The organism is Microbacterium sp. LCT-H2 (genome assembly GCF_001866135.1).
Lineage (GTDB): Bacteria > Actinomycetota > Actinomycetes > Actinomycetales > Microbacteriaceae > Microbacterium.
In genome coordinates this window covers 655,609-679,439 of record NZ_MODW01000002.1, presented here as the reverse complement: position 1 = coordinate 679,439, position 23,831 = coordinate 655,609, and the positions used below count along the sequence as shown (strand labels likewise).

Genomic DNA, 23,831 nt, shown 5'->3' with positions numbered 1-23,831 from the left:
GATCTCACATCGAGGAGTAGGCGACGATGCCACGGCGCACACCGTCGAGGGCAGCCCGGGCAGTGCGTGCGAGCGCGGCGTCCTCCGCGACGATGGACAACTGATCCAGGAGGTCGATGGTCTGCTTCGCCCACCGCACGAAGTCGCCGGCCGCCATGTCGGCATCGATCAGGACACGATCGAGCATCCCGCCGCGCGCCCAGGCGTGCATCGCACCCGCGAGCCCGGCCGCCAGGGGCTCGCTTCCCGGCAACTGGTGGTCCTGCTCCAGGTCGTCGAGCTCAGCCCACAGCGCGGTCGTCTTCTCGTAGGCCGCTCGGAAGGCGCCCCTCGGGAGGCCCCGCTCCCCTGCATTCGCTTCGTCGCGGCGCGGCTCGTACACGAGGCAGCATGCCATCGCGGCCAGCGACGGCGCATCCAGCCCCTTCCAGAGGCCCTGACGCAGCGATTCGGCCACGAGCAGGTCGCGCTCACCGTAGATCCGCCGCATCGTGCGCCCGGCATCGGTCAGGTGCATCCCATCCTCGCCGCGACGGACGTAGTCCAGCGTCTCCAGCACCTCGACGACACGGTCGAAGACGCGGGCCACCGTGCCGGTCCTGGTCTCGATCTGACGGCGCGTGCGATCGGTCTGGCGCTTGAGCTTCCAGTAGCGCTCGGCCCACCGGGCGTGCTTCTCGCGGTCGGGGCACCGGTGAGAGGGGTGGCGCTGCATCCGCGTCCGGAGCGTCTGGATCCGTTTCATCCGCTTGTCCCGAGCAGCGCGCGGGGCCTGGGTGTCCTGCCGGTTCTTCTTCTCGAGGTCGCTCAGCTCGCGGCGGATGGCGGCGTACTCCGGGAAGTCGCCGTGCTCGCACGCCATCGCCGACTGGTAGCCGGTCAGCGACTCCTCGGCCTCCCGCACCTGTCGGGCGAGTCCGACCACCGCGCGGTCCGCCTGGAACTGGGCGAACGACGACTCCAGGATCTGCCGGGCTCTGGTCTGCCCGAAGAGATCGATCAGGTTGACGGCCATGTTGTACGTCGGCCGGAAGCTGGAGTTGAGCGGATAGGTCCGCCGCGACGCGAGGGCGGCGACGGCCTGCGGGTCCATGCCCTCGCTCCACTGCACGACCGCGTGCCCCTCGACGTCGATGCCGCGGCGCCCGGCGCGGCCCGTGAGCTGCGTGTACTCACCGGAGGTGATCGCGACTCGAGCCTCTCCGTTGAACTTCTCCATCTTCTCGAGGACCACCGTCCGCGCCGGCATGTTGATGCCGAGGGCCAGCGTCTCGGTCGCGAAGACGACCTTGAGCAGCTTCCTCTGGAAGAGGTCTTCGACGACCTCCTTGAAGGCGGGCAGGAGGCCGGCATGATGGGCGGCCACGCCCCGTTCGAGGTTGTCCAGCCAGTCCCAGTAGCCGAGCACCCCGAGGTCTTCGTCCTGGAGTGTGCGGGTGCGCTCCTCGACGATGGCCCGGATCTCGGCCCGCTCCTCCGACGAGGTCAGACGGAGACCGGACCGCCGCACCTGCTGGACCGCCGCGTCGCAGCCCACGCGGCTGAAGATGAAGAAGATGGCGGGAAGAAGGTTCGATCGCGCCAGGAGCTCGACCACATCGGGACGGTCCATGCGCTCGATCCGGCGCGCGTTCGCGGCGCGCACGGGGCGGCGTCCGCCCCGAGGCGGACGAGGGGCCTGCCGCCCGGCGTGCCGGTTGCTGCGATACGACTGCGCCTGGCGGTTGCTCTCGTATGTGGAGCCGGTGAACGACCGGATGCGCATGAGCTCCTGGTTCACCTGTGCCGTGGCGATGCCGGCACGATCGTCGAAGAGCGGCAGCAGGTCGTCACGCACGAGCACGTGCTGCTCCAACGGCACCGGACGGATCTCGGAGACGATGACCTCGGTGTCACCGCGAACCGTGTCGAGCCAGTCGCCGAACTCCTCGGCGTTCGACACCGTCGCGCTCAGCGACACCAGGCGCACACGGGGCGGGAGGTGGATGATGACCTCTTCCCACACGGCTCCCCGGAAGCGGTCGGCCAGATAGTGCACCTCGTCCATCACGACGTAGCGCAGGTCGCGCAGCGCCGCGGAGTCGGCATAGATCATGTTCCGCAGGACCTCGGTGGTCATGACCACGATGCGGGCGTTGCCGTTGATGTTGGTGTCGCCCGTCAGCAGACCGACGTCGTCCGCACCGTAGACATCGACGAGTTCGCGGAACTTCTGGTTGGAGAGCGCCTTCATCGGCGTGGTGTAGAAGGCTTTGTCCGTCGCGGTCCGCATCGCCAGGTGGATGGCGAACTCCCCCACGATGGTCTTCCCGGCGCCGGTGGGGGCCGCCACGAGTACGCTGCGACCGTTCTCCAGCGCGTGGCATCCGGCGAGCTGGAACGGGTCGAGCTGGAAGCGCTGGCGCGCCGCGAAAGCTGCCGTCTCCGGATGCGCCGCACTCTCCTGCGCCTGCGCATATCGCTCGGACGGCGAACTCATGTGGCGTCCGGGACGAGTCCAGCGGCGGTGTCCCGCTTGCGCTTGCGTCGGTCGAAGAGGAGCGACAGTCCTGCCGCTGCGAAGAAGAGGACGATGAGGATGCCGGCCAGCATGAGCATGCTCACCACGTCCGCGGCCGGGGTCGCCAGCGCGGCGAAGATCGTCGCGATGAGGATCGCCACCCGCCACCCCTTGAGGATCGCGCGACCCGACATCACCCCGGCGAGGTTGAGTGCCACGAGGAAGACGGGAAGGACGAACGAGATGCCGATGACGATCATCAGCTTGAACACGAAGTCGTAGTACTCCTGGGCGGAGTAGAAGTTGGTGCCGCCCTCCGGGGTGAAGCTCCACATGAGCTCGATGACGTGCGGCATGATCTGCACCCCGAGATAGCAGCCTGCGAAGAACAGCGGCACTGCGGCGACGACGAAGCCGACGGTGTAACGGATCTCCTTGCGGGTGAGGCCGGGCATGATGAAGGCCCAGATCTGCCACAGCCAGACAGGTGCGGAGAGGAACAGGCCGATCGTGAAGGCGATGCGCATACGCATGTCGAACGCGGACGTCACTGTCGCGAAGTTCAAGGCGCTGAAGTCATCACCGCGCTGTTCCGAGATGATACGGATCGGACCGGTGATGAAATGGATGACCGGGTCCGCGATGATGAACGCCACGACCATGCCGACGACCAGAGCGATCGCCGCGTACATGAGGCGCTTGCGCAGTTCGACGAGATGTGCGCCCAGCGACATCCGCCGATCCCGATCCGCCGTCGGCATCACGGTCGGTTCGATGGCTGCCACGGCCGGTCAGGCGCGAGGCGGAGTCTCAGGGTCGGTGCCCGAGTCCTTCACCGTCGTCGGCTCCGCGGGAGCCGACTCGGCACGAACCGCGTCTTCTTCCTTCATGGCCTTCATCTCACCCTTGAAGACGCGGGCCGATTGGCCCATGCTCTTCGCGAGAGCCGGCAGCTTGGCAGCGCCGAAGAGGAGGAGGATAACGGCCAGCACGATGAGCAGGTGCCAGCCTTGCATTCCAGCGAACATATCGACAATCCCGTCGTAGGGGGGCTTTCCGCCCAGTCTACAGATCAAACCTCGGCATCTGGCCGGTGGTAGAGCGCGAGTCCGGCGGCAGCCCACTCCCGGGTGGCGGTCCGCGCGATCCCCGGATCCGTGACCTCCATCGCACCGCCGAAACGGGCCGCGAGCCGTTTGATGCCGCGGGGGTCCGCGAGGTGGAGCTGCGTCGTCACCATCCCGTCGCCGATGCGGAGCGTCTCCGTGGGCACGAAACCGCTGAGCAGCGGCGCGAGGCGCTCCGGGACGCGGACGGTGACCTCGCGCTCCTCCTCCAGCCCCGCGAACGCCTCCGGCACCCGGTCGCCGCCGTGCGTGCTGGGGATGTCGGTCAGGGTCGGCGCGCTGACACGGTCGAGATGGAACGTGCGCATCGCCTCGCGCATGTGGCACCAGCCCTGCAGGTACCACTGTCCGTTCGTGATGAGGATCTGCACGGGATCCACGGTCCGGGTCATCGGGGCCGCGTCGGGAGCCTGGTAGGTGAACGAGACGGCCACGCCCTTCTGCAGGCCGCGAGAGACGACCTCGCGCACCTCGTCCACCGCGGTCGGGGCGACGACGACGTCGGCCGGGGCGTCAGCGGCTCCCCGCGAGAGCTTGGAGATGAGGCCGGCCACGAGCCCGGAGTCGGATACGGCGGGCACGGCGGCGACCATCTGCAGGCCTGCGAGCAGGGCCGCGGCCTCACGCGCCGTGAAACGCGGCACCCGACGCAGGGCCACGTCGTTCGTGATCTCGATGACGTCCTCGAGGTCGAGGAGGTCCCAGTTGATGTCGAACATCTCCTGCGGCTGCTGCCAGTAGCCCGCCTCGCCGGGAAGGCCGATGACGGTCAGCTTCTCGACCATCGCCCGCATCTCCCGCGGGGTCACCCCGAACTCCTCGGCGGCCTCCGCGAGCGAGACCTGTCCGTGCTCGAGCAGATACGGGACGAGGGTGAGGTAGAGGCGGACCCGTTCTGCGGCGAGAAGAGGCTTGGGAGCGGCGCTCATGCCGACACCTCCGCATCGGTGTGGGCCTCGGCCACCGCGCGCAGACGGCTGATCACCGCGTCCCTGAGCGGTGCGGGCTCGACCACGCGGACTTCGGGTCCATAGGAAGCCAGCTCGTCCGCCAGGATGTGCAGATCGACGAAGGGCACATGGATGCCCTGGGCGGCGGGTGTCGCACGCCGGCCCAGGCGCAGTGCCGCTTCGGTACCGGGGGTGACCTCCAGCAGCGCTGAGTTCTCGGCGGCGACACGCTCGAGGCCGCTCAACGCCCGCTCCCCCGCGCCCTCCCGCAACGCCGCGTCGAACGTGGTCGCACTCACGACGACGTCGCCGACGATGCGGCTGAGCAGGAACGTCCGGTCCTCCTCGATGTCGACGTCTACCCCGTAGACATGCCAGCGCGCTTCATAGTCCACCAACGCGAGCGGACGGATACGCCGGCGCCGGGGCGCGTCCTCTCCCGGCTTCAGATAGTCGAAGGAGACCACCCTGCGGCGTTCGATCGCGTCCTGCAAAGGCGCGAAAGCAGCGTCGCGTGCGGTGATCCGCGGCGCGAAGCCGATGATCGGCTCATCGCCGTCGATGCCCAGGGCGCGGATCTTCCGGACGCCGGACTGCGCGTCTCCCGAGACGGACTCCGCACTCCAGACGCTACCGGCGAGGCGGAGCACGGCCAGCTCCGCAGGAGAGAACTCGATGTCTCCTGGCAGGTCGTATTCCGCTTGCGGAATGCGGTATCGGGCCTCCCGCAGGTCGTTCGGGTCGGCGGCGTCACCGATCGTCTCGATCGGGACGCCGAGAGCGCGCAGCTCGTCCTTGTCCCGCTCGAACATCTTCTCCAGAGCATCCGAGCGCGTCCCTGCATCGGCGCGCTGGCGATAGCCGGAGACGTTGTCGAGGATCTGCTGCTTGGTGAGCCCGATCTCCGTCGCCATCAGCGCCACGACGAGGTTCGTCAGGCGCTCTTCGGCAGGGATCCGGGCAGCCATCAGGGTGCGGAGACCGGGGACACGCCGAGGATGTCGACCACGACGGCCATCGCGGCGGAGCTCTCGGTCTTCGGCAGGACGACGAGGACCTGGGAGCCGACCGGCTTGCCCACCAGCGCGTCGGCCACCGGGGCGGCGATCTGGCGGATGCTGTCGGTGGCGGACTGTCCCCACGTGCTCTGCAGGACGGACTTGTCGTCCCAGCTCACCGCGGTGAAGTGGACGAGCGCCGTCTGCTCGTCGGTCAGCTTCTCGCCGTCTCCGCGGATCAGCGTCTGGACGACCTGTTCCTCCGGGGCGGCGCTGTCGGGGATGATGATGCCCGGGGTGCCGTCGTCGGCGCGCACCACGGTCGGCATGCCCTGCGCGTCATTGAACTGCAGCGTGCCTTCGGCCTTCGGGAGAAAGGCGTCGACGATATCGATCACGAACACCGCGATGTCGTCCTCGCCCATGCCGAAGCCACCGAGGTTCGCCTCGCCGAAGTCCTCCGGAGTCAGACCCGCCACGATGCGCGTGCCACCCGTCGCGCACTCCAGGACATCGGCGAGCCCAGGAGACTGCGTGGCCCAGGAGCCGATCGTCGACGGGCGGGTGTCCTCCTCGTCGTACGTCGTCTGGAAGATCTGCTCGCCGGTCGCGCCGTTGTAGATCGAGATCTGCGCGATGAGCGGCTGGGCGTCATCCACGAGCGCACGCCCGTCCCCCGTGACCGCGTCGGCGTAGGACGTCTCCGTGAGACGCACCGGTGCGAAGATCTCCACCTCGGGCTCGGAGCCGACCTCGCCGCTGACCGTGACGGCACTGTCGATGCCGTTGGCGTGTCCGTCGCGATCGCACGTGGCATCGGCGGACGAAGAGGTCACGCTGCATCCCGTCAAGGCGAGCGCGGCGAGGCTGAGGGAGGCCAGAACGGCGGACGTTTTACGCACGCGCTCCAGTCTATTCCGTCGGGTGGTCGGATTCGCGCGATGCCGCCGCCAACCGCGCGCCTTCGGCGGCTTTCCCTGCTTCGCGGGCGCGCTTGCGGAGGTTCTTGTCGGTGATCTCGCGATCGCCGACCGCACCCGGTGTCCACAGCTCCACATCCTCGTCGCTGTAGCTGCTCTTCGAAGCGCGACGCTTCACCGACGGAGCCACGGCGCCCGGGGCGAGCCGGCGAGCCGTGAGGAGGAAGCCGGTGTGGGCGACCATCCGGTGATCCGGACGGACGGCCAGTCCCTCGACATGCCAGCCGCGCACCATCGTCTCCGACGCCTCCGGGTCGGTGAACAGCCCGGTACCGCGGATGAACTCGGCGACACGGGAGAGCTGCGTGGCGGTGGCGATGTAGCAGAGCACGACACCGCCGGGGGTCAGCGCCTCCGCGACCGCCTCGATGCACTCCCACGGCGCGAGCATGTCGAGCACCACCCGGTCGACGGTGCCGGGCTCGACTTCCGCGGGCAGCGCGGCGACGAGGTCTCCGACGACGACGCGCCACGAGTCGGGCCGCTCCCCGAAGAAGGTCTCGACGTTCGCCTGCGCCACCTCGGCGAAGTCCTCTCGGCGCTCGAAGGAGAGCAGACGTCCCGTCGAGCCGACGGCCCGCAGGAGCGACAGGGACAGGGCGCCGGACCCGACACCCGCCTCGACGACGGTGGCTCCCGGGAAGATGTCGGCCTGCATGACGATCTGCGCGGCGTCCTTCGGGTAGACGATCGCGGCGCCGCGGGGCATCGACATCGCGAAGTCGCGCAGCAGCGGTCGGAGCGCCAGGTACTCGTGCCCCGAGCTGTTGGCCACGACCGAGCCGTCGGGAAGGCCGATGAGGTCACGGTGGCGGAGGACGCCATGGTGGGTGTGCAGCTCGCCGTCTTCGCGGAGCGTGACAGTGTGCAGGCGGCCCTTCGGGCCGGTGAGCTGCACACGATCACCCTCGCGGAAGGGGCCGCTGGGGCGCGGAGCGGTAGGGGTCGTCATCGAGTGGCCTCCGTGATCGCGGCGCGGGATCCGAAGAGCTCCACGAGGTCGGCCGCGCCCCGGCCGTCGAGGGTCGCCCAGAGCTCGTGAGCGCCCAGGCCGTCGAGCGGGACGATGTGCGGGACGCCGATCGTCAGGGCTCCGGAAGCGAGACCAGCGCGAAGACCGGTCGGCGAGTCCTCGATGACCACGACGTCGTCGATGTCCACATCGAGGAGTGCCGCGGCCTGAAGGTACGGCTCGGGGTGCGGCTTGGGGTTGTCGACGTCGTCTCCGGCGACGACGATGTCGAACGCCTCGAACTCGATCAGCCCGACCACGTCGAGCGCCATCCGGCGCAGCGACATCGTCACCAGTCCGGTCGGGATCCCGGCGGCGCGGAGGTCGCGGAGAAGCTCCTGGGCGCCCGGTCGGAAGGGGACGCCCTGGGTCCGCAGCGACTCCTGCACGGCGGTCGTGAGGTGCGAGACGATCGTCTCGGGAGCCATGTCGACCCCCGCGCCCTGGAGGATGATCGCGCTGTCGATCAGGCCGCTGCCCACGAGCTGCAGGGCGTCCTCATGGGACCAGGTGCCGCCGAACGACTCCACCAGAGCGGTCTCGGCCGCCATCCAGTACGGCTCGGTGTCGACGAGTGTTCCATCCATGTCCCAGAGGACCGCGCGGGGCTTGTTGCTCACTGAACCCATGCTAGCCGGGCCCGCCCACATCCCCTCGACGCGGGCTAGCCTGGGGGGACCAGAACCACGACCTCGAAGGGAGCACGGCATGGACGTTCTCGGTTCGCGCATCATCATCGCCGCCTTCGACGGATGGAACGATGCCGGTGAGGCCGCCACCGGAGCCGTCGGCGCTTTGCAGGCGGCCGGCGGCTACGACCTCGTGCACTCGGTCGATCCGGAACTCTACTTCGACTACCAGTACACCCGTCCTGCGACGCGCCTCGACGCCGAGGGCCGTCGCCAGATGACCTGGCCGGAGGCGGGGCTGTGGCGCCCGCGAGACCCGGGCCCCGGCCCCGAGTTCTGGCTCCTCACCGGCGCCGAGCCCGCTCGCACCTGGCAGGCGTTCGCGTCCGAATTCATCGATGTCGCGCTGCGCGACGACATCACGGGGTTCGTGACCCTCGGCGCGATGCTCTCCGATGTCCCGCACACCCGCCCGATCTCGATCTTCGCGTCGAGCCAGAACGAGCAGGTCCGGGAGGCCCACGCCCTGGAGCGCTCGGTGTACGAAGGCCCCGTCGGCATCCTCACCGTGCTCGAGCACTTCGCTGAGAACGCGGGTATCCCCTCCGTGAGCCTCTGGGCGAGCGTCCCGCACTACGTGGCCTCGGCAGCTCCGTCCCCGAAGGTCACCCTGGCCCTCCTCGACCGTCTCGAGGAGCTGACAGGGGTGGATGTCGACCGCCGGCACCTCCGCACGGAAGCCGCGGCCTGGGAGGCGTCGATCGATGCCGCCGCATCCGAGGACGAGGACATGGCGGAGTACATCCGGCAGCTGGAGCGCACGCGGGACACGTGGGACTCCCCCGACGCGTCCGGGGACGCGATCGCCCAGGCGTTCGAGCGCTACCTGCGGCGTCGCGACGACGGCCGGGGCGACCGCAAGCGCTGATCAGGCGGACGCCGGGATCACGCCCATCGCGAGCAGCACGAGCAGCACGCCGCCGAGCAGGATCCGGTAGATCACGAACGGCAGGAAGCTGCGCTTCGAGATCCAGTTCATGAAGAACGCGATCACGCCCAGCGCGACGACGAAGGCGACACCCGTCGCGGCCACGGTGTCGCCGAGCGAGAAGAAGGACGGCTCGCCCCAGCTCTTGAACAGCTGGTAGAAGCCGCTGCCGAACACGGCCGGGATCGCCAGCAGGAAGGCGTAGCGGGCGGCGGCGGCGCGCTCATAGCCGAGGAAGAGACCCATGGTGATCGTGCCACCGGATCGCGACACACCGGGGATGAGGGCGAGCGCCTGCGCGAGACCGAAGGCGATGCCGTGCGGGTAGGTCAGGTCGTCGAGCTTGCGGCGCTTGGCACCGACGTGATCGGCGATTCCCAGGAGGATGCCGAACACGATGAGCATGATCGCCACGATCCAGAGCGAGCGGAAGACGGTCTCGATCTGGTCCTGGAACAGGAGCCCGAGCAGCACGATGGGGATGCTGCCGATGATGATGAGCCAGCCCATGCGTGCGTCCGGATCATTCCGCGGCACCTTGCCGGAGAGGGACCGGAACCACTGGGAGATGATGCGGACGATGTCCCGCCAGAAGAACACGACGACCGCGGCCTCGGTGCCGATCTGCGTGATGGCGGTGAACGCCGCACCCGGGTCCTCCCCGGAGGGCAGGAACGTCCCGACGACACGCAGATGGGCGCTGGATGAGATCGGCAGGAACTCGGTGAGGCCCTGGACGATTCCCAGGATCAGTGCTTCGAGCAGGTGCATGGAGAGGCCTTCGTCTTTCGGGACGGCACGGAGCGCGTGGAGACCGCTCAGTACGTGCGCAGCAGATCGGCCAGCACCTGCTGACCGAAGACAAGTGAGTCTACGGGCACACGCTCGTCGACTCCGTGGAACATCCCGGTGAAGTCGAGATCGGCGGGCAGACGCAGCGGGGCGAAGCCGTAACCGGTGATGCCGAGAGTAGCCAGCGCCTTGTTGTCCGTTCCGGCCCCCAGGAGGTACGGGATGACCGGCACGCCGGGGTCGTGCCGCCCCAGCGCCGCCACCATCGCGTCGACGAGCTCCCCTGCGAACGGCGTCTCCATGCCGATGTCGCGCACCACGGTCTCGATCCGGATGTCGTCGCCCACGATGCGCTGGAGCTCGGAGAGGACGTCATCCTCGGTCCCGGGGATCACTCGGACGTCGATCAGCGCCTCGGCGCGCTCCGGGATGACGTTGTGCTTGTAGCCGGCGGTGAGGGCCGTCGGGTTGGTGGTCGTGCGGAACGTCGATCGCAGGAAGGCCTCGGCCGGACCGGCCGCGGCGGCGAGGGCGTCGGGGTCGTCTGCGCTCCGGCCGCTCAACGCGCTCAAACCCTCGAGCAGCGCCTCCGTGGTCGGCGTGAGCCGGACCGGCCACCGGGTGCGGCCGATGGCGGCGACGGCCTCGGCGAGCTTCGTGACCGCGTTGTCCTCGTGCAGGCGGCTGCCGTGTCCTGCCCGACCGGTGGCGACGAGGCGGATCCAGATCAGGGCCTTCTCCCCCACCTGCAGCAGGTACGCCCGACGATCGTCGACCGAGATCGAGTAGCCGCCGACCTCGCTGATCGCAGCCGTCGCGCCGGCGAACCACTCCGGCCGGTCCTTCACGACGAGCGCGGAGCCCTCGACCCCGCCGTTCTCCTCGTCGGCGAAGAACGCCAGGACGAGGTCGCGCTCCGGCTGCTCCCCCGCGCGCAGGATGTCGGCCACGGCGGTGAGGATCATCGCGTCCATGTTCTTCATGTCCACCGCGCCACGGCCCCACAGCATGCCGTCCTGCACGGTGCCGGCGAACGGGTCCACCGTCCAGTCCTCGGCGACCGCGGGGACGACGTCCAAATGACCGTGCACGACGAGGGCAGGCTTGGTGCGATCACGGCCGGGGACCCGGGCCATGACGTTCGTCCGCCGCGGGATGGGCTCGTAGTACTCGACCTCGAGCCCCAGCTCCTGCAGGTACGCGCCGACGTACTCGGCGGCCTCCCGCTCCCCCTTCGCGTTGCCGCCGCCGTAGTTGGAGGTGTCGAAGCGGATGAGGTCGCTCGCGACGCGGGCGACCTCCGGCAGGGAGGAATCGGTCATGGACTCAGGCTATCGAAACCGCGTGCCACGCCCGGGCGTCACGCTCGGTTCGAGACGCCTCCGAGAACGTGCTAATCTCATTCTTCGGTCGGCAACGATCAAATCCAACACCTGCGCGGGTGGCGGAATGGTAGACGCGCTAGCTTGAGGTGCTAGTGCCCGATAGGGCGTGGGGGTTCAAGTCCCCCTCCGCGCACAGAGAGCGAAGGCCCCGGATCCACGGATCCGGGGCCTTCATCGTTCCCGCAGCGGCCACGGTGCTCCGGTGCGGTCCCGCGCGAGGCGGGACCGCACCGCCTTCACACCGCGCCGACGCCGAAGAGCAGACCCAGCGCGTAGGTCACCGCCGCCGCACCGAAGCCGATGGCGAGCTGCCGCAGGGCGCGACGCAGGGGCGGGCCCCCAGAGAGCACGCCGACCATCGCACCGGTGCTGAGCAGCGCGATGCCGACGAGCACGAGCGCGAGCACGATCGCCGCGGTGCCCTCCATGCCGAAGATCCAGGGCAGGACGGGGATGATCGCGCCGGAGGCGAAGAGGAGGAAGCTGGAGATGGCCGCCGTCCAGTCGCTGCCGACGACCTCGTGCGCGTCCCCGCCCTGGACGGCCACCGGCCCCGTGGCGGCCCGGCGGACGCCCTCCTGGGCGGCCTGGACGATACGGCGGGCCCTGGCCAGGGATTCGCCCTGGTCCATCCCTCGGGCGCGGTACACGAGCGCGAGCTCGTTCTCGTCGATGTCGAGGTCGGCCGCGGCCGCCGCGGCGTCCTCGTTCGCCTCGGTGGCCGTGAGGAGTTCCCGCTGCGACCGCACGGACACGAACTCCCCCGCCCCCATCGACAGTGCGCCCGCGAGGAGACCCGCGATGCCGCTGAACAGCACGAAGCCCGAGCTCACGCCGGTGGCGCCGATCCCGAGGACCAGGGCCAGGTTGCTGACGAGGCCGTCGTTCGCCCCGAAGACGGCCGCGCGGAAGGAGCCCGAGAGGCGACGACGGCCCCGCGCGGCGAGACCGCGGACGACCTCGTGGTGGACCTTCTCATCAGCGCGCATGGCCGGAGTGGCCCAGCGCTCGGCGTCATACGGGGAGCGGGCCTCGGCGCTCTGGGCGAGGGCGAGGACGAAGATCGAGCCGAAGCGTCCGGCCATCCACCCCAGGAGGCGGGAGCGGACCCCCGCCCGCGGCAGGCGCGTCGGTTCGCCCCCCAGCAGATCGAGCCAGTGCTTCTCGTGCCGGCGCTCGGCCTCGGCGAGTCCGAGCAGGATCGCCCGTTCCTCCCCCGACCGGCGAGCGGCCAGTCGCTGATAGACGGCGCCCTCCGCTCGTTCCTCGACGAGATAGCGAGCCCAGCGCCGACGGTCGGCGGCCGTGGAATCGGCTGCGGCAGGGGCGGTCATGGAACCTCCAGGTGTCACGGTGCCCGGCGTCCGGGCAACCGTTCCACGCTATCCGCGGGGTGTCGCGCAGGCCGCGTCCTGGCACGGATTGCCAGCATTTCGGGGATCCGAAGCGGCGCCGAGACCGCCCTCAGGAGCGGACGCGTTTGCGCAGCACGTCGATGCGCGACTGCAGCTGCGTCACGGTCGCCTGCGCCACCGCCGGGCCGCCGCAGATGCGACGGAGTTCGGCGTGGACGGCACCGTGCGGCTGGCCGGACTGCCGTGCGTAGAGGCCCACCAGGCTGTTCAGGAGCTGGCGCTGCTCGCGCAGGGTGCGGTGCAGCGGTGCGGGCAGCGTCGTGGTCTGCGTCGGCTCGGCCTGGGCCTCCCGGACCTCGCGATGCCGGGACTGGCGGGCCTGCCGCTGCATGAGGAGCTCGTGCACGTGCTCGGGTTCGAGCAGGCCGGGGAAGCCGATGAACTCCTCCTCCTCGGGCGTGTTCGGCTCGGCGAGCTGACCGAACTCCTTGCCGTCGAACACCATCCGGTCGAAGTGGGCGACGGAGGAGATCGCCTGGTAGCTGAACTCCTGGGTCAGTGCGTCGGAGGCCTCGTCCTCGCGGTTCGCGCTCTCCAGCAGCGAGTCGTCGAGGCCGTCATCGTCCTTGGACTGGCGGTCGAGCGCATGGTCGCGCTGCTTCTCCATCTCGTTCGCGAGCTTCATCAGCACGGGGACGTGGGGGAGGAAGACGCTCGCCGCCTCTCCGCGACGACGGGCGCGCACGAAGCGGCCGATGGCCTGGGCGAAGAACAGCGGGGTGGACGACGAGGTCGCGTAGACGCCGACCGCGAGCCGCGGCACGTCGACGCCCTCCGACACCATGCGCACCGCGACCATCCACCGGGCGGTGCCCTCCGAGAACTTCTCGATCCGCTCGGACGCGGTGGCGTCATCGGAGAGCACGATCGTCGGCTGCTCGCGCGTGATGCTGTGCAGGATCTTGGCGTAGGCCCTGGCGACGGTCTGATCCGTGGCCAGCACGAGCCCGCCGGCATCGGGGATGTGGTGCCGGATCTCGGTGAGGCGGCGGTCGGCGGCGGAGAGAACGGCCGGCATCCAGTCGCCCTCGGGGTCGAGGGCCGTGCGCCAGGCCTGCGAGGTGACATCCTTCGTGTTGTCCTGCCCGAGATGGGTCTCGAGCTCGTCGCCGGCGCTCGTCCGCCAGCGCATCTTCCCCGCGTACATGTGGAAGAGCACGGGACGGACGACGCCGTCCGCGAGAGCGCGGCCGTACCCGTAGGCGTAGTCGGTGCTGGAGACCCGGGCTCCGGTCTCGTCCGGGAGGTACTCCACGAACGGGATCGGCGCCGTGTCGCTCCGGAACGGCGTGCCCGAGAGGAGCAGTCGGCGCTTCGCCGGTCCGTAGGCATCGCGGATCGCGTCGCCCCAGCTCAGGGCATCACCGCCGTGGTGCACCTCATCGAGGATCACCAGGGTCTTCGCGTCCTCGGTGAGGTGGCGATGCACCGACGACTTCGCGGCGACCTGCGCATACGTCACCACGACCCCGTGATACTGCCGCGCCGGAGCCCAATCGCTGTTGCGGAAGCGCGGGTCGAGACGGATGTGGACGCGGGCGGCGGCGTCGGCCCACTGGGTCTTCAGGTGCTCCGTGGGGGCCACGACGATGACCCTGTTCACCTCGCCCATGCGCATCAGCTCGACCGCGAGGGTGAGGGCGAACGTGGTCTTGCCGGCGCCCGGTGTGGCGGCCACGAGGAAGTCACGCTGGTCGGCCTGGAAGTATGCGTCCAGAGCCTCCTGCTGCCATGCCCGCAGCTTGTTCGCCGTTCCCCACGGGGCGCGCTGAGGGAAGGACGGAGAGAGCATCGACTCCACGATAATCGCTCCCACCGACACCGGGGCATCCACCGCGACGCCGCGCGCGTCCCCCCTCGAAAGCACCGGCACGGGTAGGCTCGGTCACTGCGCGGCGGTCATCATCGTGCGCGCACGCCTTCGCGAAGGAGAGCCGGATGAGCGATCAGGAATCGACCAGGACCCCGTACGTCGCGAACGAGACCCCGCACCCCTGGCGGCGGTTCGTCGCGATCGGCGACTCGTTCACCGAGGGCATCGGCGACCCGGACCCGGCGGCCCCCGGGGGCCACCGCGGCTGGGCCGATCGCGTCGCCGAGGTGCTCGCCCAGCAGGTCGACGACTTCGCCTATGCCAACCTCGCCGTCCGAGGAAAGCTCATCGCGCAGATCGTCGCCGACCAGGTGGAGCCCGCGGTCGCGCTGCGCCCCGACCTCATCTCGATCTGCGCCGGCGGGAACGACGTCATCCGCCCCGGCACCGACCCGGACGCCATCGCCGCCCAGCTCGAGGACGCGGTGGCGCGCCTGTCGTCCACCGGCGCGGCCGTCGTCGTGTTCACCGGCATCGACACGGGGTTCACGCCCGTGTTCCGTCCCTTCCGCGGCAAGGTCGCGATCTACAACGAGAACGTCCGCGCGATCGCCGAGCGCCACGACTGCATCGTCGCGGACCAGTGGGCACTGAAGGTCGTGCAGGATGCGCGATTCTTCGACGACGATCGTCTGCACTACAACGCGCTCGGCCACCACGAGGTCGCGCGGATGGTGCTCCGCGCCCTCAACGTGCCGAACGACCTCGAGGCCATGCAGCCCGAGCCCCTGCCGCTGCGGACCTGGCGTGCCGCCCGCAGCGAAGACCTCGGCTGGGCCCGCGAGCACCTCGTGCCCTGGGTGCTCCGCCGGCTGCGCCACCAGTCCTCCGGCGACCACATCGCTGCCAAGCGCCCTGAGCCCTCCCCGGTCATCCTGCCCGGCAAGGAGTGACGCGCACTCTCACTCCGCAGGAGCGAGTGCCCACAGCGCCACGGCGGCGGCCGAGGCGACGTTGAGCGAATCCACGCCGCCGGCCATCGGAATGGTGACCACGGTGTCCGCGCTGTCGAGGGCGGTCCGCGTGAGACCGTCGCCTTCGGCTCCGAAGAGCAGCGCCACCTTCGCGGGCCGCTGTGCCGCAAACAGCCGGAGATCCACGGCTGTATCGCTGAGCGCGAGGGCAGCGATGTCGAAGCCCTGCTCACGGAGATCCGAGACCGCCGTCGACCACTCGTCGATCCGGGTCCACGGCACCTGGAACACGGTCCCCATGCTCACCCCCACGCTGCGCCGATAGAGCGGATCGGCACAGCGCGCCGACACGAGCACCGCATCCGCCCCCAGGCCGGCGGCGGCGCGGAAGGCGGCGCCGACGTTGGTGTGATCGCCGAGGTCCTCCAGCACCAGCACCAGCCGTGCGTCGCGCACCACATCGGCGACCGGAGCCAGAGCCGGACGGCGCATGGCGGCGAGGGCCCCGCGGTGGACCTGATAGCCGGTGACCTGTTCCGCGACCTCGTCCGGGACCACGAGCACCGGAACGGCACGCTCCCCCAGGATGCGCCGCACCTCGTCGACGCGCCGGGCCGAGACCAGCACCGATCGGGGTTCGTGCCCGGCGGCCAGCGCGCGCTCGATCACCTTGGCGGTCTCGGCGATGTAGAGTCCCTCGGCGGGCTCGCGGACGGCGCGGAGGGCGGTGTCGGTGAGACCGCGGTAGTCGTCCAGCCGCGGGTCGTCGATGTCGGTCACATGCTGGAGGTCCACCGCTCCACTCTGCCAGCCCGGCTCTCGCCCACCCCACGCCCCGTAGACTCGATCGAGGAGGTCCTGTGAGCGTGACGAACACCGCTGAGCCGTCGGCAGAGCTCTCCCACGCCGCCACCCTGCTGCGCGGCAAGCGGATCGCCCTCCTCACCGGGGCCGGCATCTCGACCGACTCGGGCATCCCCGCCTACCGGGGCGAGGGGGCGCGCACGCGCAGCAACCCCATGACGATCCAGACCTACCTCGGAGACGAGGCCGCGCGGCGCCGCTACTGGGTCGGCGGGCATCTCGGCTGGCGGGCGTTCGCGCAGGCCGCGCCCAATCCCGGCCACCACGCCCTGGCGGAGATGGAGTCCAGAGGCGTGGTCTCGGGCGTCATCACGCAGAACGTCGACGGGCTGCACCTCCGCGCGGGCAGCTCGCACGTCATCGAGGTGCACGGGACCATGCGCCGCGTGCTCTGCCTGCACTGCGGCCAGGTGTTCGACCGTCGCGACATCGCCGTGCAGATCGAGGAGCGCAACCCCTGGATCACCGTCCCGGAGAACGTGGCGCTGGCGCCGGACGGCGACGTCCTCCCGGAGAGCACCGAGGGCTTCCTCGTCCCGACCTGCACCGTCTGCGAGGGCATGCTCAAGCCGGACGTGGTGTTCTTCGGAGAGTATGTGCCGCAGGACCGCTTCCGTGCCGCGGAGTCGTTGCTGCGCTCCAGCGAGGCGCTCATCGTGGCCGGCTCCTCTCTCGTCGTGAACTCCGGCGTGCGCCTCGTGAACCGTGCGCGTCGGCGCGGCATCCCTCTGATCATCGTCAATCGCGAGCCGACCCGCGCGGACGCCTGGGCCGATGTCACCATCGCCGCCGGCACCAGCGACGTGCTCCCCGCCCTCCAGGAGATGCTCTCGTGACCTATCTCACCCTCATCCGCCACGGTCAGACCGACTGGAACCTCGCCCGTCGCATCCAAGGGTCGACCGACATCCCCTTGAACGAGACGGGCCGCGAGGACGCCCGATGGGCGGCAGAGAAGCTAGCCGGCACGACGCACCATGCCGTCTACACGAGCCCGCTCGTGCGGGCGAGCGAGACCGCCGGCATCATCGCCGAGCGCCTGGGTCTGGAGATCGCCGGCGTGGTCCCCGACATCCGGGAGCGGGAGTTCGGCGACGGGGAGGGCATGCTCGTCCCCGACTACATCTCCACCTACGGCGACTGGCACGCGGAGGTCCCGGGCGCGGAGTCGCTGCACGAGGTCGGCGTGCGCGCCATCGCCGCGCTGCACCGGATCGCGCGGGACGCCCGGCGGAGGTCGGCGCCGCAGGCGGAGTCGGTGCTCGTCGTGACCCACGGCGGCGTCATCCGCGCCGTCATCGACCACGTCTCCGGCGGCACGCTCCCCCGGGACGGCGAAGTGCTGCGCAACGGCTCCGCGCACCGGTTCGTCGCCGCGCCCGGCTACCTCCGGCTGCTGGAGGAGACGCCCGTCCTCTGACCGGACCTCAGCGGGCGCGGGAGACCACGGCGCGCGCGTGCCGCAGAACGGGCTCGTCCACCATGCGTCCCCGGAAGCGGAACACACCGCGCTCCTGCGCCGCAGCGGCGAGCACCTCGCGCGCCCATGCCACGGTCTCGGCGTCCGGGGCATATGCCGCCCGGATGACCGCGACCTGACTCGGATGGATGCATGCCGTCGCGCGGAACCCCGACGCCGCCGCATCCTCCGCCTCCCGCTCCAGCCCCGCGGTATCGCCGATGTCGACGTGCACGGCGTCGATCGCCGCCTTCCCGTGCGCACCGGCTTCCAGCAGCACCCGGGAACGGGCGTAGCGCGCGATGTCGCGGTAGCCGCCCTCCGCGTTCCGCGACGAGGTGCCGCCGAGGGAGGCCACCAGATCCTCCGCGCCCCACATCAGTCCGGCGACCGCCGGATGCGCGGCGATGTCGGGCGCCGCATGGATCCCGCGCGCCGTCTCGCACAGCGCGAGCAGGGTAAAGCCTGTGTCGAAGGCGTCCAGGCTCACCGCGCTCTCCGTCTTCGCGACCATCACGGTCCGGAAGGGTGACCGCGCCAGGGCCTCGAGATCGTCCGCGAAGGCAGCGGAGTCCGGGGCGTTCACCCGTACGATGACGCGCGCGGGGTCGAGGTCCGCGGCGACGATGTTCTCGCGGGCCTCGTTCTTCGCCTCCGGCAGCACGGCGTCCTCCAGATCGAGGATCACGGCATCCGCCCGTTCCTGGGCCTTCGCGAAGCGCTCCGGGCGGTCCGCCGGGCAGAACAGCAGGGCAGGGCCGAGGTCGAAGGTCATGCGGCGTCCTCCTCCGGCCGGCAGCGCACCAGCACCGTGCGGACGGCGGTCGCGACCACGGTGCCGTCCTGATTGCGTCCGGTGTGCGCGATCTGCACGATGCCCTGGCCGGGGCGGGACGACGAGAGCCGCTTGTCGACGACGACGCTCTCGGTCGTGAGCGTGTCCCCGGCGAACAACGGATGCGGGAAGGCGATGTCGCCGAGGCCGAGCTGCGCCACCAGCGTTCCCTGCGTGAGCTGGGCGACGGAGGAGCCCACCATCGTCGACAGCGTCCACAGGGAGTTCATGAGGCGCGCGTGGAAGGGCTCCTGGGCATCCGCGAACGCGGCGTCCAGATGCAGCGCCTGGGTGTTCATCGTCAGCGTCGTAAAGAGGACGTTATCCGCCTCCGTAGCCGTGCGACCGGGGCGGTGCACGTACCGGACGTCGGTCTCGAACTCCTCGTAGTACAGTCCGCGCTGCACGATCTCGCGCATGGTCATGCCTCCACGCTACCGGGCGAGCCCGAGCGCCCTGGCGATCACGAGGAGCTGGACCTCCGTAGTCCCCTCGCCGATCTCGAGGATCTTGGAGTCACGGTAGTGGCGCGCCACCGGGAACTCGTTCATGAACCCGTTGCCGCCGAAGATCTGCGTCGCGTCACGGGCGTTGTCCATCGCTGCCTCGCCCGCGACGAGCTTGGCGATCGCCGCCTGCTCGGCGAACGCCTCTCCGGCGTCACGGAGACGCGCGGCATGGTGCCACGCGAGCCGCGCGGTATGCACGCGCGCCCTCATCCGCGCCAGCGTGAACTGGGCGTTCTGCCGCGTGCTGAGGGCGCTGCCGAAGATGGTGCGGCTCTTGGCATACTCGACCGCCGCCTCCAGGCACCCCTCCGCCGCGCCGGTCGACAGAGCGGCGATCGCGATGCGGCCCTCGTCCAGGATGCTGAGGAAGTTGCGGAACCCGCTCCCCCGCTCGCCGAGGAGATTGCTCGCCGGCACCCGCACTCCGTCGAACGTCAGCGGATGGGTGTCCGACGCGTTCCACCCCACCTTGTCGTAGGGCGGTTCGACCGTGAATCCCGGGGTTCCGTTCGGGACGATGATGGTCGAGATCTCCTTGCGCCCCTCGCTCTGGCCGGTGACCGCGGTGACCGTCACGAACCGGGTGATCGGAGTGCCCGAGTTGGTGATGAACTGCTTGGAGCCGTCGATCACCCACTCGTCGCCGTCGAGCCGCGCGGTCGTCCGCGTCGCCCCCGCATCGCTTCCCGCCTCGGGTTCCGTGAGCCCGAACCCTGCCAGGGCGCGACCGGCGAGGAGATCCGGCAGCAGCTCGCGCTTCTGCTCCTCGGTGCCGAAGCGGAAGACGGGCATGGCTCCGAGGCTCACCCCCGCCTCCAGGGTGATCGCGATCGACTGGTCGACGCGCCCCAGGGCTTCGATGGCGAGGCCGAGCGCCATGTAGTCGCCGCCCTGCCCGCCGTACTCCTCGGGGAAGGGCAGTCCGAAGAGGCCGAGCTCTCCCATCTGCCGCACGACGTCCATGGAGAGCGTGTGTGTGCGATCGGCCTCGTACGACTGCGGCGCGACGACCGTGTCGGCGAACTCGCGTACCATCGCGGCGAGCTCGCGCTCCTCCTCGGTGAGATCGTGCATCATCGGTCCTCCTCCGCCATCGTCACGCGGGCGACCGGTTGGTCGCGCCGCACCTGGTCGCCGACCGCGACCAGCAGCCGCACCACGCCGTCGTGCGGCGCGAGCACGGGGTGCTCCATCTTCATCGCCTCGATCGCGACGAGGGGCGCTCCCGCCCGGACCGCCGCCCCGTCCTCGACGTGAACGGCCACGACGCCGCCGGGCATGGGCGCGCGAGCCTCGGGTTCCGTGGCCCTGGCCTCGCGTTCCGCAGCGGCGAGGCGCCTGCGCATCCGGCCGCGGCGGTCCAGGGGGCGCAGCCGCAGCGTCCGTCCTCCCTCGCTGACCCATACCGCGCCCTCCGCGTCGCGGGCCGCGTGCACCCGCTCGGAGCGCATCAGGGGCGGCGTCGCGCGCACGATCTCGTCGTCGTCGGTGAGCAGGGCGGCGGGTTCGGGGGCGTGCGGCGCGGCCCCGAGACGCCATCCCGGGAGGCTCCACCACAGCGGGCCGGCTCCCGCGCGCGCGGTGAACGCCTCGGGGCGGTTCTGCACCACGCGGGCGGCCGCAGCGACCTGCGCTGCCGACGGGGGCGTCGGTGTGAGCGGGAGCAGGGTCTCGATGAGGCCGGTGTCGAGGTCTCCCTCGCGCACCCGGCGATCCTGGAGGAGCCCGCGCAGGAACGCGATGTTGGTCTCCACGCCGAGCACCACGGTGCGGGCGAGAGCGTCGTCCAGGCGCTGCAAGGCCGTCTCCCTGTCTTCCGCCCACGCGATGACCTTCGCGATCATGGGGTCGTAGAACCCGCTCACCACGCTCCCGGACTCGACGGCCGCATCCACCCGGACGCCCGGAGGCGCCTCGAAGAGCAGCACGGTCCCCGTCGAGGGGAGGAACCCGCGTTCCGGCGACTCGGCGTACACCCGCGCCTCCACGGCATGGCCGGTCGTCCGGGGCTCGACGTCGAGCGGCTGTCCATCGGCCATGCGGAGCTGCAGCGCGACGAGGTCGAGTCCGGTGACCTCCTCGGTCACCGGATGCTCCACCTGCAGCCGGGTGTTCATCTCGATGAAGAAGGCATCCTCCGGGGCGTCCGCGTCGACGAGGAACTCCACGGTGCCGGCTCCGACGTAGGCGACGCTCTCCGCGGCGCGCACGGCCGCCGCGAGCAGCCGGTCGCGGGTCGCGGGCGGGATCCCGGCGGACGGCGCCTCCTCGATCACCTTCTGGTGACGACGCTGGAGCGTGCACTCGCGCTCCCCGAGCGCCACGACGGTGCCGTGCGCATCGCCGAACACCTGCACCTCGATGTGACGCGGTCGGCGGATGAGACGCTCCAGGATGAGCGCATCGTCGCCGAAGGCGGATGCCGCGACGCGTCGGGCGGATCCGAGGGCGCCGGGAAGACCGGCGCTGTCGGCGACGACCTCCATGCCCTTCCCGCCCCCGCCAGCGCTCGGCTTCACGAGGAGGGGGAATCCGACCGCCTCGGCCTCCTCACGGATCTCCGCGTCGGACAGCCCGCGCGCGTCGAAGCCCGGCACCACGGGTACGCCGCTGCGGCTCACGTGCTCACGGGCTCGCGCCTTGTCGCCCATGATCTGCAGGGCCTCCACGGTGGGGCCGATGAAGACGATGCCGCTCTCCGCACACGCCTGTGCGAGCCCGACGCTCTCGGAGAGGAATCCGTACCCGGGGTGGACGGCCTCCGCCCCCGAGGCGCGAGCCGCCGTGATGACGGCGTCGATGTCGAGGTAGGACTCCCCCGCCGGTGCCGGACCGATCCGCACGGCGGCATCCGCCTCGCGGACGTGCGGCGCGTCCGCGTCCGCGTCACTGTAGACCGCGATGCTGCGGATGCCGAGGTCGCGGAGGGTTCGGATGATCCGGCGGGCGATCTCCCCTCGGTTCGCGACGAGGACCGAGGAGAACGAGAAGGAAGGCGAGTACGACATGGGGCTCACATCCGGAAGACGCCGAAGCGCGGCTCGGGCAGGGGGCTGCGGGCGACGACGTCCAGAGCGAGGCCCAGGAGGTCGCGGGTCTGCTCCGGGTCGACGATGCCGTCGTCCCACAGCCGCGCGGTCGCGTAGTACGGCTCGCCCTGCTCCTCGTACTGCGCCCGGATCGGCTCCTCGAACGCCATCCGCTCCTCCGGGGTCCAGGACTCGCCGCGCGCCGACAGTTGGTCGTCCTTCACGGTGGCGAGTACCGAGGCGGCCTGTGCTCCGCCCATGACCGAGATCCGACTCGCGGGCCAGGTCCAGAGGAACCGCGGAGAGTAGGCACGTCCGCACATCGAGTAGTTGCCTGCTCCGAAGGAGCCGCCGATGATGACGGTCAGCTTCGGGACGCGGGTGGTCGCGACGGCCGTGACCATCTTCGCCCCGTCCTTCGCGATGCCGCCGGCTTCCGCGTCGGACCCGACCATGAACCCGGTGATGTTCTGCAGGAAGAGCAGGGGGATGCCCCGCTGATCGCAGAGCTCGATGAAGTGCGCGCCCTTGAGCGCCGACTCGCTGAACAGCACGCCGTTGTTCGCGACGATGCCCACGGGGTGGCCGTGCAGCCGCGCGAAACCCGTCACCAGTGTGGTGCCGTACTCGGCCTTGAACTCATGGAAGGTGTCGCTGTCGACAAGGCGTGAGATGACCTCGCGCACGTCGTACGCGGCGTTGACGTCCACGGGGACCACGTCGTACAGGGAGCCGAGCTCCGCCGGAGCGCGAGTCTCCCCGACGTCCCAGGCCGGGGCGAGCGGCGGCGGCAGCGTGGCGACGATGTCGCGGAGGATCTCTAGGGCGTGCTCGTCGTCGTCGGCCAGGTGATCCACGACGCCGCTGCGACGGGCATGCAGCTCCCCTCCCCCGAGCTCCTCCGCCGTGACCACCTCGCCGATCGCCGCCTTCACCAGCGGCGGCCCGCCCAGGAAGATCGTGCCCTGTCCACGGACGATGACGGTCTCGTCGCTCATCGCCGGAACGTAGGCGCCTCCGGCCGTGCACGAGCCGAGGACCGCCGCGAGCTGCGGGATGCCCTGCGCGGACAGCCGCGCCTGGTTGAAGAAGATGCGTCCGAAGTGCTCCCGATCCGGGAACACCTCATCCTGGCGGGGAAGGAAGGCGCCACCCGAGTCGACGAGGTAGAGGCAGGGCAGGCGGTTCTCGAGGGCGATCTCCTGCGCCCGCAGATGCTTCTTCACGGTGAGCGGATAGTAGGTCCCGCCCTTCACGGTGGCGTCGTTGCAGACCACCATCACGTGCCGGCCGTGGACCAGGCCGATGCCGGCGATGACACCGGCCCCGGGTGCCTCGCCGTCGTACAGGCCGTCGGCCGCGAGCGGCGCGACCTCGAGGAACGGACTGTCCTCGTCGAGGAGGCGCGCCACCCGGTCGCGCGGCAGCAGCTTGCCGCGGGCGACGTGGCGCTCACGGGAGGCGGACGGCCCGCCCTGCGCTGCCGCGGCGAGACGGTCGCGGAGTTGCTGGGCGAGCGCTTCCTGGGTTGCCGGCATCGTGACGTCCTCCTCGACCCACGTCGCGCCGGGA

At 70.3% G+C, this 23,831-nt stretch carries 22 protein-coding genes and 1 tRNA gene; 5 read left to right on the top strand and 18 right to left on the bottom strand.

What is annotated here, in order from left to right:
- Positions 1-4: 4 nt before the first annotated feature.
- Genes BK819_RS07680 through BK819_RS07645 form a run of 8 tightly spaced genes read right to left on the bottom strand, consistent with a single transcriptional unit; the run spans position 5 to position 8,187 of the window.
- A complete protein-coding gene (locus BK819_RS07680) occupies positions 5-2,479 on the bottom strand; it encodes an RNA helicase (protein ID WP_071328594.1) in 2,475 nt (824 codons plus the stop codon).
- Entirely contained in the window at positions 2,476-3,234 is a 759-nt protein-coding gene (gene tatC / locus BK819_RS07675; RefSeq protein ID WP_025103439.1) for a twin-arginine translocase subunit TatC, read from the bottom strand. Before tatC ends, BK819_RS07680 begins: the two co-directional genes overlap by 4 nt.
- Positions 3,235-3,291: 57 nt before the next feature.
- Positions 3,292-3,528 carry a twin-arginine translocase TatA/TatE family subunit gene (gene tatA / locus BK819_RS07670; RefSeq protein WP_025103438.1) on the bottom strand — a complete coding sequence of 79 codons (237 nt, stop codon included), beginning with the start codon at positions 3,526-3,528 and terminating at the stop codon, positions 3,292-3,294.
- 44 nt (positions 3,529-3,572) lie between these two features.
- Positions 3,573-4,556: a YafY family protein gene (locus BK819_RS07665; protein ID WP_071328593.1), complete on the bottom strand. Its 984-nt coding sequence runs from the start codon at positions 4,554-4,556 to the stop codon at positions 3,573-3,575.
- A complete protein-coding gene (locus tag BK819_RS07660) occupies positions 4,553-5,545 on the bottom strand; it encodes a YafY family protein (protein ID WP_071328592.1) in 993 nt (330 codons plus the stop codon). Before BK819_RS07660 ends, BK819_RS07665 begins: the two co-directional genes overlap by 4 nt.
- Positions 5,545-6,477, bottom strand: a complete 933-nt coding sequence (locus BK819_RS07655) for a hypothetical protein (RefSeq protein ID WP_071328591.1) — start codon at positions 6,475-6,477, stop codon at positions 5,545-5,547. Before BK819_RS07655 ends, BK819_RS07660 begins: the two co-directional genes overlap by 1 nt.
- A 10-nt stretch (positions 6,478-6,487) precedes the next feature.
- On the bottom strand, positions 6,488-7,507 hold the full coding sequence (locus BK819_RS07650) for a tRNA (adenine-N1)-methyltransferase (RefSeq protein WP_071328590.1): 1,020 nt from the start codon (positions 7,505-7,507) through the stop codon (positions 6,488-6,490).
- On the bottom strand, positions 7,504-8,187 hold the full coding sequence (locus tag BK819_RS07645; RefSeq protein WP_371259828.1) for an HAD family hydrolase: 684 nt from the start codon (positions 8,185-8,187) through the stop codon (positions 7,504-7,506). Before BK819_RS07645 ends, BK819_RS07650 begins: the two co-directional genes overlap by 4 nt.
- A gap of 88 nt (positions 8,188-8,275) precedes the next feature.
- On the opposite strand from BK819_RS07645, the gene BK819_RS07640 reads away from it, so the two are divergent.
- Entirely contained in the window at positions 8,276-9,124 is an 849-nt protein-coding gene (locus BK819_RS07640; RefSeq protein WP_060922601.1) for a PAC2 family protein, read from the top strand.
- On the opposite strand, the gene BK819_RS07635 is transcribed toward BK819_RS07640, so the two are convergent.
- Entirely contained in the window at positions 9,125-9,955 is an 831-nt protein-coding gene (locus BK819_RS07635; RefSeq protein WP_071328589.1) for an undecaprenyl-diphosphate phosphatase, read from the bottom strand.
- A 47-nt stretch (positions 9,956-10,002) separates the two neighbouring features.
- Entirely contained in the window at positions 10,003-11,298 is a 1,296-nt protein-coding gene (locus BK819_RS07630; protein WP_071328588.1) for a M20/M25/M40 family metallo-hydrolase, read from the bottom strand.
- Between the two features lie 113 nt (positions 11,299-11,411).
- Here BK819_RS07630 and BK819_RS07625 point away from each other — a divergent pair.
- A tRNA-Leu gene (locus BK819_RS07625) sits at positions 11,412-11,494 on the top strand.
- 103 nt (positions 11,495-11,597) lie between these two features.
- Here the strand turns inward: BK819_RS07625 and BK819_RS07620 are convergent.
- Entirely contained in the window at positions 11,598-12,695 is a 1,098-nt protein-coding gene (locus BK819_RS07620; protein WP_071328587.1) for a VIT1/CCC1 family protein, read from the bottom strand.
- Between the two features lie 130 nt (positions 12,696-12,825).
- Positions 12,826-14,568: a DEAD/DEAH box helicase gene (locus BK819_RS07615; protein ID WP_071328765.1), complete on the bottom strand. Its 1,743-nt coding sequence runs from the start codon at positions 14,566-14,568 to the stop codon at positions 12,826-12,828.
- Positions 14,569-14,714: 146 nt separating this feature from the next.
- On the opposite strand from BK819_RS07615, the gene BK819_RS07610 reads away from it, so the two are divergent.
- Positions 14,715-15,542 (top strand): SGNH/GDSL hydrolase family protein, encoded by an 828-nt coding sequence (locus tag BK819_RS07610; protein ID WP_025103427.1) that lies wholly within the window; start codon positions 14,715-14,717, stop codon positions 15,540-15,542.
- Between the two features lie 9 nt (positions 15,543-15,551).
- Here the strand turns inward: BK819_RS07610 and BK819_RS07605 are convergent, their stop codons facing one another.
- Positions 15,552-16,358 (bottom strand): RNA methyltransferase, encoded by an 807-nt coding sequence (locus BK819_RS07605; protein WP_071328586.1) that lies wholly within the window; start codon positions 16,356-16,358, stop codon positions 15,552-15,554.
- 65 nt (positions 16,359-16,423) lie between these two features.
- On the opposite strand from BK819_RS07605, the gene BK819_RS07600 reads away from it, so the two are divergent.
- Positions 16,424-17,263: a Sir2 family NAD-dependent protein deacetylase gene (locus BK819_RS07600; protein ID WP_071328585.1), complete on the top strand. Its 840-nt coding sequence runs from the start codon at positions 16,424-16,426 to the stop codon at positions 17,261-17,263.
- Positions 17,260-17,847 carry a histidine phosphatase family protein gene (locus BK819_RS07595; protein WP_060922608.1) on the top strand — a complete coding sequence of 196 codons (588 nt, stop codon included), beginning with the start codon at positions 17,260-17,262 and terminating at the stop codon, positions 17,845-17,847. The genes BK819_RS07600 and BK819_RS07595 overlap by 4 nt, the downstream gene beginning before the upstream one ends.
- 7 nt (positions 17,848-17,854) lie before the next feature.
- Here the strand turns inward: BK819_RS07595 and BK819_RS07590 are convergent, their stop codons facing one another.
- Genes BK819_RS07590 through BK819_RS07570 form a run of 5 tightly spaced genes read right to left on the bottom strand, consistent with a single transcriptional unit; the run spans position 17,855 to position 23,797 of the window.
- Positions 17,855-18,661, bottom strand: a complete 807-nt coding sequence (locus tag BK819_RS07590; protein WP_071328584.1) for a CoA ester lyase — start codon at positions 18,659-18,661, stop codon at positions 17,855-17,857.
- Positions 18,658-19,146, bottom strand: a complete 489-nt coding sequence (locus BK819_RS07585) for a MaoC family dehydratase (RefSeq protein WP_071328583.1) — start codon at positions 19,144-19,146, stop codon at positions 18,658-18,660. The genes BK819_RS07590 and BK819_RS07585 overlap by 4 nt, the downstream gene beginning before the upstream one ends.
- A gap of 9 nt (positions 19,147-19,155) precedes the next feature.
- Positions 19,156-20,304, bottom strand: a complete 1,149-nt coding sequence (locus BK819_RS07580) for an acyl-CoA dehydrogenase family protein (RefSeq protein ID WP_305728802.1) — start codon at positions 20,302-20,304, stop codon at positions 19,156-19,158.
- Positions 20,304-22,238, bottom strand: coding sequence for a biotin carboxylase N-terminal domain-containing protein (locus BK819_RS07575; protein WP_071328581.1), 1,935 nt, complete (start codon positions 22,236-22,238; stop codon positions 20,304-20,306). Before BK819_RS07575 ends, BK819_RS07580 begins: the two co-directional genes overlap by 1 nt.
- A 5-nt stretch (positions 22,239-22,243) precedes the next feature.
- Positions 22,244-23,797: a carboxyl transferase domain-containing protein gene (locus BK819_RS07570; RefSeq protein WP_071328764.1), complete on the bottom strand. Its 1,554-nt coding sequence runs from the start codon at positions 23,795-23,797 to the stop codon at positions 22,244-22,246.
- Positions 23,798-23,831 lie beyond the last annotated feature (34 nt).

Excerpts from the sequence above, each read along its gene's own strand:
- BK819_RS07630 (WP_071328588.1), bottom strand. The coding sequence starts at position 11,298 with ATGACCGATTCCTCCCTGCCGGAGGTCGCCCGCGTCGCGAGCGACCTC.
- BK819_RS07660 (WP_071328592.1), bottom strand. The coding sequence starts at position 5,545 with ATGGCTGCCCGGATCCCTGCCGAAGAGCGCCTGACGAACCTCGTCGTG.
- BK819_RS07620 (WP_071328587.1), bottom strand. The coding sequence starts at position 12,695 with ATGACCGCCCCTGCCGCAGCCGATTCCACGGCCGCCGACCGTCGGCGC.
- BK819_RS07590 (WP_071328584.1), bottom strand. The coding sequence starts at position 18,661 with ATGACCTTCGACCTCGGCCCTGCCCTGCTGTTCTGCCCGGCGGACCGC.
- BK819_RS07680 (WP_071328594.1), bottom strand. The coding sequence starts at position 2,479 with ATGAGTTCGCCGTCCGAGCGATATGCGCAGGCGCAGGAGAGTGCGGCG.
- BK819_RS07570 (WP_071328764.1), bottom strand. The coding sequence starts at position 23,797 with ATGCCGGCAACCCAGGAAGCGCTCGCCCAGCAACTCCGCGACCGTCTC.
- BK819_RS07635 (WP_071328589.1), bottom strand. The coding sequence starts at position 9,955 with ATGCACCTGCTCGAAGCACTGATCCTGGGAATCGTCCAGGGCCTCACC.
- BK819_RS07580 (WP_305728802.1), bottom strand. The coding sequence starts at position 20,304 with ATGCACGATCTCACCGAGGAGGAGCGCGAGCTCGCCGCGATGGTACGC.
- BK819_RS07640 (WP_060922601.1), top strand. The coding sequence starts at position 8,276 with ATGGACGTTCTCGGTTCGCGCATCATCATCGCCGCCTTCGACGGATGG.
- BK819_RS07665 (WP_071328593.1), bottom strand. The coding sequence starts at position 4,556 with ATGAGCGCCGCTCCCAAGCCTCTTCTCGCCGCAGAACGGGTCCGCCTC.
- BK819_RS07650 (WP_071328590.1), bottom strand. The coding sequence starts at position 7,507 with ATGACGACCCCTACCGCTCCGCGCCCCAGCGGCCCCTTCCGCGAGGGT.
- BK819_RS07585 (WP_071328583.1), bottom strand. The coding sequence starts at position 19,146 with ATGACCATGCGCGAGATCGTGCAGCGCGGACTGTACTACGAGGAGTTC.
- BK819_RS07575 (WP_071328581.1), bottom strand. The coding sequence starts at position 22,238 with ATGTCGTACTCGCCTTCCTTCTCGTTCTCCTCGGTCCTCGTCGCGAAC.
- tatA (WP_025103438.1), bottom strand. The coding sequence starts at position 3,528 with ATGTTCGCTGGAATGCAAGGCTGGCACCTGCTCATCGTGCTGGCCGTT.
- BK819_RS07615 (WP_071328765.1), bottom strand. The coding sequence starts at position 14,568 with ATGCTCTCTCCGTCCTTCCCTCAGCGCGCCCCGTGGGGAACGGCGAAC.
- BK819_RS07610 (WP_025103427.1), top strand. The coding sequence starts at position 14,715 with ATGAGCGATCAGGAATCGACCAGGACCCCGTACGTCGCGAACGAGACC.
- tatC (WP_025103439.1), bottom strand. The coding sequence starts at position 3,234 with ATGTCGCTGGGCGCACATCTCGTCGAACTGCGCAAGCGCCTCATGTAC.